Annotated in this window: 12 protein-coding genes; 8 read left to right on the top strand and 4 right to left on the bottom strand. The window is 26.0% G+C overall.

The genetic code is table 11. From position 1 onward, the window contains the following. The first annotated feature begins 6 nt into the window (after nt 1-6). Nucleotides 7-912: a DMT family transporter gene (locus tag T364_RS0109930; RefSeq protein ID WP_027129462.1), complete on the top strand. Its 906-nt coding sequence runs from the start codon at nt 7-9 to the stop codon at nt 910-912. Nucleotides 913-961: 49 nt separating this feature from the next. Here T364_RS0109930 and T364_RS0109925 read toward each other — a convergent pair whose 3' ends face one another. Then, nucleotides 962-1,615 carry a toxin-antitoxin system YwqK family antitoxin gene (locus T364_RS0109925; RefSeq protein WP_027129461.1) on the bottom strand — a complete coding sequence of 218 codons (654 nt, stop codon included), beginning with the start codon at nt 1,613-1,615 and terminating at the stop codon, nt 962-964. After that, nucleotides 1,593-2,210 (bottom strand): LPP20 family lipoprotein, encoded by a 618-nt coding sequence (locus T364_RS0109920; RefSeq protein ID WP_027129460.1) that lies wholly within the window; start codon nt 2,208-2,210, stop codon nt 1,593-1,595. Before T364_RS0109920 ends, T364_RS0109925 begins: the two co-directional genes overlap by 23 nt. Nucleotides 2,211-2,451: 241 nt before the next feature. On the opposite strand from T364_RS0109920, the gene accD reads away from it, so the two are divergent. The 3 genes from accD to pfkA are packed head-to-tail and all read left to right on the top strand — an operon-like array spanning nt 2,452 to nt 5,350. Then, nucleotides 2,452-3,336 carry an acetyl-CoA carboxylase, carboxyltransferase subunit beta gene (accD, locus tag T364_RS0109915; protein WP_027129459.1) on the top strand — a complete coding sequence of 295 codons (885 nt, stop codon included), beginning with the start codon at nt 2,452-2,454 and terminating at the stop codon, nt 3,334-3,336. Between the two features lie 17 nt (nt 3,337-3,353). Beyond that, on the top strand, nt 3,354-4,355 hold the full coding sequence (locus T364_RS10890; protein WP_051532732.1) for an acetyl-CoA carboxylase carboxyltransferase subunit alpha: 1,002 nt from the start codon (nt 3,354-3,356) through the stop codon (nt 4,353-4,355). A gap of 29 nt (nt 4,356-4,384) precedes the next feature. Further along, complete coding sequence (gene pfkA, locus T364_RS0109905; RefSeq protein ID WP_027129458.1) at nt 4,385-5,350, top strand: 6-phosphofructokinase; 966 nt, start codon at nt 4,385-4,387, stop codon at nt 5,348-5,350. A gap of 49 nt (nt 5,351-5,399) precedes the next feature. Here pfkA and T364_RS0109900 read toward each other — a convergent pair whose 3' ends face one another. After that, nucleotides 5,400-6,149 carry an ATP-binding protein gene (locus T364_RS0109900; protein ID WP_027129457.1) on the bottom strand — a complete coding sequence of 250 codons (750 nt, stop codon included), beginning with the start codon at nt 6,147-6,149 and terminating at the stop codon, nt 5,400-5,402. Between the two features lie 79 nt (nt 6,150-6,228). After that, nucleotides 6,229-6,891, bottom strand: coding sequence for a Crp/Fnr family transcriptional regulator (locus tag T364_RS0109895; protein WP_027129456.1), 663 nt, complete (start codon nt 6,889-6,891; stop codon nt 6,229-6,231). Nucleotides 6,892-7,005: 114 nt separating this feature from the next. On the opposite strand from T364_RS0109895, the gene hcp reads away from it, so the two are divergent. From hcp to pgeF, 4 genes are all read left to right on the top strand, one after another. Beyond that, nucleotides 7,006-8,685 carry a hydroxylamine reductase gene (hcp, locus tag T364_RS0109890; RefSeq protein ID WP_027129455.1) on the top strand — a complete coding sequence of 560 codons (1,680 nt, stop codon included), beginning with the start codon at nt 7,006-7,008 and terminating at the stop codon, nt 8,683-8,685. Between the two features lie 150 nt (nt 8,686-8,835). Further along, nucleotides 8,836-9,018, top strand: a complete 183-nt coding sequence (locus T364_RS0109885; protein WP_027129454.1) for a hypothetical protein — start codon at nt 8,836-8,838, stop codon at nt 9,016-9,018. 56 nt (nt 9,019-9,074) lie between these two features. Then, nucleotides 9,075-9,431 carry a RidA family protein gene (locus T364_RS0109880; RefSeq protein WP_027129453.1) on the top strand — a complete coding sequence of 119 codons (357 nt, stop codon included), beginning with the start codon at nt 9,075-9,077 and terminating at the stop codon, nt 9,429-9,431. An 89-nt stretch (nt 9,432-9,520) separates the two neighbouring features. After that, nucleotides 9,521-10,255: a peptidoglycan editing factor PgeF gene (gene pgeF, locus T364_RS0109875; protein ID WP_027129452.1), complete on the top strand. Its 735-nt coding sequence runs from the start codon at nt 9,521-9,523 to the stop codon at nt 10,253-10,255. The last annotated feature ends 97 nt before the right edge of the window (nt 10,256-10,352 follow it).

Raw genomic sequence — 10,352 nt, 5'->3', positions numbered from 1 at the left:
AGAAAAGTGAAAAACAAAAAATATTTAGGAGCGGGATTAGTATGTTTTGCTGCTTCTCTTTGGGGATTTGATGGAATTGTTTTAACTCCTAGATTACATCAATTAAGTGTTCCCTTTGTAGTTTTTATTCTACATTTTATCCCTTTTCTTTTTATGAGTTGTTTTTTTGGAAAAGAGGAAATAAAAAATATAAAAAAATTACCTAAAAAAGATATTTTTTATTATTTTTGTATAGGATTATTTGGGGGTTCTTTAGGAACAATTTCTATAGTAAAGGCTCTATTTTTAGTAAATTTTCAACATTTAACAGTTGTAACTTTATTACAAAAAACTCAGCCTATATTTGCTTTAATTTTAGCTAGAATTATTTTAAAAGAAAAATTGAGTAAGAACTTTTTCTTTTTAACATTTTTAGCTATGATTGGTGGATATATAATGACATTTGAATTTGCTTTACCTCATTCAAGTGGAAGTGGAAATATATTATCAGCTAGTTTATTGGCTTTACTTGCTGCTTTTTCGTTTGGAAGTTCTACTGCTTTTGGAAAGAGAATTTTAACTAATTCTTCTTTTAGAACAGCATTATATACAAGATTTCTTTTTACAAGTATAATTACCTTTATAATAACTTTATTTAAAGGAGATTTAGTATATTTTACAAGAGTAACTTCATTTCAATGGTTGATTTTTATAACTATAATGCTTACAAGTGGTAGTATGGCAATTATGATTTATTATAGAGGACTTAGATATATAGATGCCAGTGTAGCCACTATTTGTGAACTAGCTTTTCCAATATCATCAGTTGTGTTTGATTATATTTTTAATGGAAGATTACTAACAGGACAACAATTTATAGGTGCAGTTATTTTAGTGTTTACAATAATAACAATAGGAAAAAGTCAAAAATAAATTTAATAAAAAAGACTACTGTGTTAAATTTTCACAATAGTCTTTTTTATTATTCTATTCTAATATAACCTTTATCAGCATAATCATTTTTAGAGATTAATTTTCCATTTTCATTATAATATTTCCATATTCCATTTCTTTTTCCTGCTACATATTTTCCAGTTTCTTTTAACTTTCCATTTTCATAGTAAGAAAAATAATCACCTATTTTATAACCATCAGAATATGAAACTTTTATTTTTATTTTATTATTTTCATAATATTCTATATATTCACCATCTAAATATCCATTGTGATAATTTTCAATTTTAGAAATATTCCCATTATCAAAATAATAAGTAAATTTACCATTAGGTAAATCATCTATAAAAAATCCCTCTAAAGCTAACTTTCCATTTTCATAATATTTTTTAGCAATTCCTTCCTGATTTCCTTCTTTGTAATTTATTAAATATTTTAATTTTCCAGAAGGATAAAATTCTTTATATTCACCATCTATATTATTAGAAGAAACTTTAAAAATATCTTTTATGCTAGTTTTATTAAAATAAAGGTTTAATACATAACCATTTCCATTTTCATTTACTGTAGAAATTCTATATTGATTATTCTTATAAAGTTTTTCTGTATTAGTACAAGCAGTTAAAAGAAAAAGTGAAAGGATAAAGTATTTTTTTATATTATTTAAGGATAAGTTCTTCATCTAATTTTAATGTGTCCTCTCCTTTTTCATTTTCTATTGGAGTAACATTTAAAGTTTCTAAAGGTGCAACATATTCCATATTAGTTACATTAGATTTTATAGCTTCTAATCTTTTTATTAAATCACTAGTAAATTCAATAAAAGTAAATTTTGATTGTTTAAAAATATCCTCTAAAGAAGTTGTTACTATTATGTATAAGTATCCATCAGCTACAAAAGATTCTTTTTCAACAACATTTCCAACTAATACATTAGTAGTATAATCTTTTAATTCTTTTATAGAATTGTTATAAATTCTCTTAGAATAATTATCTACTAAATTCATTTGTTGTTGGAAACTTTTTTCTACTTCAGCTGAAATTTTAGCTTTTATTTGATTTAAAGCTGCTTCTCTAGCCTTTCCTTCAACTACAAATTGACCTGATGATGAAATTTTAGCCTTTCCAATACCATAAATCTCCCTAGACATATCCACATTATTAGCTATTTTTTCTTTACAAATTACAGATAAATTATTGGGATTTGTAGAGAAATTTTGTAATCCACTACATCCAATTAGAGTAGTTGCAAGTAGAATAAACATAGTTTTTTTCATTTTAATTCCTCCTAACATATGTAATATTATATTTTTTTTATATTTCACTAAACAAAAAAGTAAAAAATTTTATCTAAATTATAAGATTTAAGTTTATTCATTTTTTATATTCATTTTATATCAAAACAAAGATTAATGCAAATAATTATTGAAAATTTTTTTAAAATTTTATAAAATAAATAGAATGGCTTTTATAATTATTTGTGAAAAATAATATTTTATTGAATATAAGGAGGAGAAAATGAGATTTTTTTCTTTAAGAAAGAAAAAGTATGCAACTTTAACAGTAAAAGACGAAATAGATGAAAGTAAAATGCTTGAAAATGATAAAAAGAAAAGTGGTATCACCGAAGAAGCTTCAGAACTTTGGGAAAAATGTCCTGAGTGTGGTGAGATAGTACTTAAGAAAGATATAGGAAGAAATCTTTATAGATGTCCTAGTTGTGGATATTATTATAGAATGAGTGCTAGAGAAAGAATAAACTTATTAATTGATGGTGGAACTTTTATAGAAGAAGATGCAAATTTACAAACAGAAGATTTTTTAGGATTTGAAGGTTATAAATCAAAAGTAGAAAAAGCTGAAGGAAAAACAGGAATGAATGAGGCTGTTGTTTCTGGTATTGGAGAAATTAAAGGAATAAAAGTAAGTATTGCTGTTATGGATTTTGACTTTTTAGGTGGAAGTATGGGTTCTGTTGTTGGAGAAAAAATTACTAGAGCTTTAGAAAGAGCTTTAGAAATGAGAATACCAGCCATAGTTGTTTCTAGTTCAGGAGGAGCTAGAATGTACGAAGGAATTGTTTCATTAATGCAAATGGCCAAAACATCAGCTGCTGTTTATCGTTTAAAAAAAGCTGGAATTCCATATATTTCTATTCCAGTAAATCCAACAACAGGAGGAGTTACAGCTTCTTTTGCTATGTTAGGTGATGTAATAATAACAGAGCCAAAAGCTTTAATTGGTTTTGCTGGACAAAGAGTTATAGAGCAAACTATCAAACAAAAACTTCCTAAAGGATTCCAAACAAGTGAGTTTTTACTTCAACATGGAATGTTAGACATAATTAGTAAAAGAGAAGAAATGAAAGATATTGTAGCTAAAGTTTTAAGTAACTTAGTTTAATTTTTAGGAGGGTAAAAGTGGATTTTGAAAAAGAACTTTTAGAGATAGAAGAAAAAATAAAAGAACTTGAAGAATTTGCAAAGAATAAAGAAGTAGATTTAACAGAAGAAATTGAAAAACAAAAAGAATTGTATAGAGAAAAAATAAAAGAAATTTATTCTAATTTAACGGATTGGGATAAGGTTTCAATAGCAAGACATCCAAATAGACCAAATACTTTAGATTATATTAGAGGAATAACAGAAGATTTTGTTGAATTACATGGTGATAGACTTTATGGAGATGACCCTGCTATTATAGGTGGACTTTGTAAAATTGAGGGACAAAAATTTGTTGTTATTGGTCATCAAAAAGGTAAAGATATAAATGAAAAAATTCGTAGAAATTTTGGAATGGCAAATCCAGAAGGTTATAGAAAAGCTTTAAGACTTATGAGAATAGCTCAAAGATTTAATATTCCAATTCTTACTTTAGTAGATACAGCTGGAGCTTTTCCTGGAATTGAAGCAGAAGAAAGAGGTCAAGGAGAAGCTATAGCAAGAAATCTTATGAAAATGATGGGATTTAGAGTTCCTATTATTTCTGTTATTATTGGAGAAGGAGGAAGTGGAGGAGCTTTAGCCTTAGCAGTAGCTGATAAAGTTTTCATGTTGGAACATTCTATTTATTCAGTAATTTCTCCAGAAGGATGTGCAGCAATATTATTTAAAAATGGAGCTTTAGCTGAAAAAGCAGCTAATAATTTAAAAATATCAGCTCAAAATCTAAAAAAATTAGGAATTATAGATGATATAATTCCAGAACCATTAGGTGGAGCTCATAGAGATATTTTATGCGCACAAATTAACCTAAAAAATGCTGTTATCTCATCAATTAGTGAATTAAAGAAAATAAATATAGATACTTTACTAAAAAATAGATATAATAAATTTAGAAAAATTGGTTTTTTCTTAGAAGAAGTAGATGAAGAAATTACTGAAAAAACATCACAAATAGAAAATAATGAGGAAAAAAATTAAATTATTATAAATTTTTTAGGGAGGTAATAATGAGAAGGATAGCTATTTTAACAAGTGGTGGAGACGCACCTGGTATGAATACAGCTATTAGAGCTGCAGTAAAAATGGCTCAATATAAAGGAATGGAAGTTTATGGTATAAGAAGAGGATATCATGGAATGTTAATGGATGAAATTTTCCTAATAGATAGTCGTTTCTTATCTGGAATAATTGAAAAAGGAGGAACAGCTCTTTTAACAGCAAGATGTCCAGAATTTAAAGACCCTAAATATAGAGCAATAGCAGCTGAAAATTTAAAAAGAAGAGGAATTGAGGGGCTTATAGTAATAGGAGGAGATGGTTCTTATAGAGGAGCAGATCTTTTAAGTAAAGAACATGGAATAAAAGTAGTTGGACTTCCAGGAACAATAGATAATGATATCATTGGAACTGATTATACTATAGGATTTGATACTTGTTTAAATACAATATTAGATGCAATTTCTAAATTAAGAGATACAGCTACTTCTCATGAAAGAACAATTCTTGTAGAAGTTATGGGAAGAAGAGCTGGCGACTTAGCTGTTCACTCTTGTATTTGTGGTGGAGGAGATGGAATCTTAATACCAGAAGTAGAAAATTCTATTGAGATGCTTGCTTTCCAAATAAAACAAAGAAGAAATACTGGAAGATTACATGATATAGTTCTTGTAGCTGAAGGTGTAGGAAATATATTTGATGTAGAAAAAGAATTAAAAGAAAAAGTTACAACAGAAGTAAGAACAGTTATTTTAGGTCATATCCAAAGAGGAGGAACTCCTAGTGGAAGAGATAGAATGTTAGCTACTCAAATGGCTGTAAAAGCTGTTGAATTATTAGAAGCTGGAGAAGGTGGAGTAATGGTTGGAGTTGAACGTGGAGATGTAGTTACTCACCCTATTTCTTATGCTTGGGAAGGAACAAAAAGAAATAATATTTTAGATTTATATCGTATTGCTGATATATTTTCTAGATAATAAAAATAAAAATCAGGTTAGATTAAATTCTATCCTGATTTTTTTATTTTTAAATATCTAATTTTTTTCCATCAATAGAAATTGTGATAACTTGCCAAGGGATAAATTTACCACTATTTTTTAAAGCATTTACAGCAGCTCTTTCAATACCCCCACAACAAGGAACTTCCATTCTAACAATTGTTAAAGATTTTATATTATTATTTTTTATTATAGCAGTTAATTTTTCTTCATAATCACCAGAATCTAATTTTGGACAACCAATTAAAGTTATACGATTTTTAATAAATTCATTGTGAAAATTTCCATAAGCAAAGGCTGTACAATCAGCAGCTATAAGAAGATTAGAATTTTCAAAATAAGGAGCATTAATAGGTACTAATTTTATTTGAACAGGCCATTGTTGTAATTTACTTTTTAAAACTCCTTCTTCAAAATTTTGATTGTTATCAGTTTCTATTTCTATTTTTTTAGAATTTGAACTAGGACAACCGATATGATGATTTATAACTTTACTTTGACTTCCAGGACACCCACCATTAGAACAATTATTTGAATTTTTCTTAGCCATATTTGATAAAACAGCAGCCTCATCATATGGAAGAGCCTCTCTTTCTTCAAAAGTTATAGCTCCTGTATGACAAGATGGTAAACAATCTCCTAATCCATCACAATAATCATCTCTTAAAAGTTTAGCTTTTCCATTTACTAAACCAATAGCTCCCTCATGACAAGCATTGACACAAGCTCCACACCCATCACATTTATTTTCATCTATTTTTATTATTTTACGAATCATATTTTTCCTCCCTAAATATATTTTACATTATAATTATAATATAAAAATTTTAAAAAATATGTTGCTGTTGCAACAATTTTTATTTATGTAAAATAAAATTATTTTTCTTATAATCAATAATTCCATCTTTTTTCATAGAACTAAGTTCTCTCGAAAGAGCACTTCTTTCAACTGAAAGATAGTCAGCTAACTCTTGTCTATCAAAAGGTATATCAAAATTATTTGAATTTTTTTTGAGAGCCATAGTAGAGAGATAAGATAATATTTTTTCTCTTATAGATTTTTTTGTAATATGTTCTATTTTTTCTGTAAGTAAAATATTTTTCTTAAGGGAAATTGCAAAAATATTTGATAGAAATTTATTTATTTCAATATCTATACAAGTTAAATTTAAAGAAAAATTAGAAAAATCTAAAAATAAAATTGTAGTTTCACAAGAAGTTTCCACAGCAATATTTAAAGGTAAAGATTTTGAAATAGCAAAAACTTCTCCAAAAATATTTCCTTTGATAAATTTATTTAAAATATTTCTATTTCCCCAATAATCTTCTTTTATAATATTTATTTCACCTGATAAAATAATTCCAATTTTATCAATAGGTTTTCCAATTTCAAAAACAAAATTGTTTTTTGAAAATTTTTTTTCATAACCATTAAAAAATTTTAAAACTTTTAATATTTCTTCATCATTTAGATTAAAAAAAAGAGGTAATTTTTTTAAAAATTCTATTTTTTCTTTCATATATCCTCCTAATAAATTTTCTTAAAAATATTATATCATAAATAAATGTTGCTTGTGCAACATACTAGAATAGATATAAAGGTTATAATATAAAAAAAGTTAGAGGAGGAGTAGATGGAAAATAAAATGTTTTGTTATCAATGTCAAGAAACAGCTGGATGTAAAGGTTGTATAATGGTAGGAGTTTGTGGAAAGAAACCTGAAACAGCAAATCTTCAAGATTTATTAATATATACAGTAAAAGGTGTGGCAATTTTTAGTTCAATAGTTAGAAAAAAAGAAAATGGACAAGAATTATTAGAAAAAATAGTAAATAGATATTTAATAAATTCTTTATTTATAACTATTACTAATGCTAATTTTGATGATGTAGTTATTATTGAAGAGATAAAAAAAGGAATAAAATTAAGAGAAGAATTAAAAAAATTATTATCTGATGAAGAAATTGAAAGTGTAAAAAAATATGGAGAGGAAATTTCAAATTGGAATTTAGAAATGACTTCTGAAATATTAGAGTATTCTAAAAGAAAAGAAGTTGGAGTTTTAAGAACAGAAAATGAAGATATAAAATCTTTGAGAGAACTTTTAACTTATGGACTAAAGGGAATGGGAGCTTATGCTGAACATGCTATGAATTTAGGAAAAGTAAATGAGGAAATCTTTTCATTTATAGAGAAAGCTTTATTATCTACAATAGATGATAATTTAACAGTAGAGGAGTTAACAAATCTTGTATTAGAATGTGGAAATTATGGAGTAAAAGTAATGGCTTTATTAGATGAAGCAAATACTTCTACTTTTGGAAATCCTCAAATAACAAAAGTTAATATAGGAGTTGGAAATAAACCTGGGATACTTATTAGTGGACATGACTTAAATGATTTAAGACAATTATTAGAACAAAGTAAAGATAGTGGCATAGATATATATACTCACTCAGAAATGTTACCAGGACATTATTATCCAGAATTAAAAAAATATTCTCATCTTGTAGGAAATTATGGAAATGCTTGGTGGAAACAAAAAGAAGAATTTGAAAAATTTAATGGGCCAATAGTATTTACAACAAATTGTATTGTACCACCAACACAAAATTCTTCATATGTTGATAAAGTATTTACAACAAATGCTGCTGGATATCCAGGATGGAAAAGAATAAAAGAAAATGAAAATGGAGTAAAAGATTTTTCAGAAGTAATAGAGTTAGCGAAAAAATCTTTACCACCAACAGAGATAGAAACAGGAGAAATTGTTGGAGGGTTTGCTCATAATCAAGTATTGGCATTAGCTGATAAAGTTGTTGAAGCTGTAAAATCAGGAGCTATAAAGAAATTTGTGGTAATGGCTGGTTGTGATGGAAGAATGAAATCAAGGGATTATTATACAGAATTTGCCAAAGCCTTACCAAAAGATACAGTTATTTTAACAGCTGGTTGTGCAAAATATAAATATAATAAATTAGATTTAGGAGATATTGGAGGAATTCCAAGAGTTTTAGATGCTGGACAATGTAATGATTCTTATTCATTAGCAGTAATAGCTCTGAAATTAAAAGAAGTTTTTGGATTAGAAGATATAAATCAATTACCTATCATATATAATATTGCTTGGTATGAACAAAAGGCAGTAATAGTATTATTAGCTTTATTATATTTAGGTGTAAAAAATATTCATTTAGGGCCAACATTACCAGCATTTTTATCACCAAATGTTACAAAAGTTTTAGTTGAAAATTTTGGAATTGGTGGAATCACAACAGTAGAAGAGGACATGAAAAAGTTTTTTGAAAACTAATAAAAAATAGAAGGCTAGAATTTCTAGTCTTCTTTTATTTTGACTTTATTCTAACAAAATTTTTTTATAAAATAAAATAAATCTCTTTATTTATTTTATAGAATAATGTATACTTATTAGTGATTAGAAAATTTTTAGGAGGAAATTCCTATGATGAGAAATATAAAAAGAATTATTTTTTTAATATTAATGGTTATGATATTTATTAGTTGTACTTCAGTAAGAGCTGGAGCAGGGGCTGGAGTAAATGTAGGACTTACTTTTGATAAAAAACATCCAGTAAAAGTAACTCCTTATGTAGGGGCAGGAGCTGGAATTTTTAAATTTTTCTAGTAAAAAATTTTATTAAATATTATTAAAGCAAAAGAAAAACTAAGGAGGGAATAAATATGATAAAAAGATATAATGTTGGAAAAAGATTAAGTGAAGCAGTTATTTATAATGGAGTAGCTTATCTTTGTGGACAATGTTGTTTTGAAGAAAATGAAGGAAAAAAGGATGTTCAGACTCAAACAAGAGAAGCTTTAGAAAATATTGAAAGAGTTTTAAAAGAGATTGGTTCTGATAAAACAAAAATTCTTATGGCTACTATTTATTTAAAAGATATTAGTTATTTTGATGAGATGAATGAAGTTTGGGATAATTGGGTAGAACCTGGATTTGCTCCAGCTAGAGCTTGTGTAGAAGCAGCACTTGCTGAAAAAGAATTATTAGTAGAAATAGTTGTGACAGCAGCAGTAGAATAATAAATTAATTGAAGTCTAAGAAATTAGACTTCTTTTTTTATTTTTTGAAAAATGTTATAATAAATTAGAATTTAGTTAAGGAGAAAAATATGTTTAAAGATAAAGGAAAATATTTTCAGATAGAAGAATTTGAGAAATATGAAGTAGATGCTTTTTTTACAACTAAAGAAATAGGAGATATAAAAAATTTTTTAGGTAATACAGAAGAAAATAAAAAAAATTTTTTTGAAAAATTTGGTGTTAAAGATAAAATAGTAGTTTTTGCAAAACAAGGTCATACAGATAAAATAATAGATATAAAGGAAGATACAAAAGATTATTTTTATGAAAATGTAGATGGTTTTATTACTAAAAGAAAAAATATAATTCTTATAACAAAACATGCTGATTGTTTACCAATATATTTTTATGATACTAAAAATTTTGTAATTGGTATATGTCATTCAGGTTGGAAGGGAACTTTTCAAGAGATTGGAATAAGAGCTTTAGAACTTATGGAAAAAAATTATAATTCTAAAAGAGAAGATGTTTTAGTGGGAGTGGGAATAGGTATAAGTTGTAAAAATTATGAAGTGGGAGAGGAATTTTATGAAAATTTTAAAAATAAATTTTCAGAAGATTTAGTAAATAAAACTTTTATAAAAATAAATGGAAAATGGCATTTTGATAATCTTTTTTTTAATATAGAAAATCTTATAAAAAATGGAATATTAAAAGAAAATTTAATTTATTGTGAAGAATGTACTTATGGAAATAAAAGATTTCACTCTTTTAGAAGAGATAAATCTAAAGATAGAAATATAGGAATAATATATTTTAAATAATAATTTCTTTTAAAATATTTAAAAGAATAAAAAAATTAATTAAATTATGAAAATAATATGAAAGGAGTTGATGAATTATGTTAAAAAATAAAGGTGT

It is taken from the genome of Fusobacterium perfoetens ATCC 29250 (assembly GCF_000622245.1).
Taxonomy (GTDB): Bacteria; Fusobacteriota; Fusobacteriia; order Fusobacteriales; family Fusobacteriaceae; genus Fusobacterium_B; species Fusobacterium_B perfoetens.
The sequence above is the reverse complement of the archived record's forward strand: the minus strand, read 5'-3'. Positions and strand labels throughout refer to the sequence as shown.

Bases quoted from the DNA above. Each gene is read 5' to 3' on its own strand.
- T364_RS0109925 (WP_027129461.1), bottom strand. From the start codon at position 1,615: ATGAAGAACTTATCCTTAAATAATATAAAAAAATACTTTATCCTTTCA.
- T364_RS0109920 (WP_027129460.1), bottom strand. From the start codon at position 2,210: ATGAAAAAAACTATGTTTATTCTACTTGCAACTACTCTAATTGGATGT.
- accD (WP_027129459.1), top strand. From the start codon at position 2,452: ATGAGATTTTTTTCTTTAAGAAAGAAAAAGTATGCAACTTTAACAGTA.
- pfkA (WP_027129458.1), top strand. From the start codon at position 4,385: ATGAGAAGGATAGCTATTTTAACAAGTGGTGGAGACGCACCTGGTATG.
- T364_RS0109900 (WP_027129457.1), bottom strand. From the start codon at position 6,149: ATGATTCGTAAAATAATAAAAATAGATGAAAATAAATGTGATGGGTGT.
- T364_RS0109895 (WP_027129456.1), bottom strand. From the start codon at position 6,891: ATGAAAGAAAAAATAGAATTTTTAAAAAAATTACCTCTTTTTTTTAAT.
- hcp (WP_027129455.1), top strand. From the start codon at position 7,006: ATGGAAAATAAAATGTTTTGTTATCAATGTCAAGAAACAGCTGGATGT.
- T364_RS0109885 (WP_027129454.1), top strand. From the start codon at position 8,836: ATGATGAGAAATATAAAAAGAATTATTTTTTTAATATTAATGGTTATG.
- T364_RS0109880 (WP_027129453.1), top strand. From the start codon at position 9,075: ATGATAAAAAGATATAATGTTGGAAAAAGATTAAGTGAAGCAGTTATT.
- pgeF (WP_027129452.1), top strand. From the start codon at position 9,521: ATGTTTAAAGATAAAGGAAAATATTTTCAGATAGAAGAATTTGAGAAA.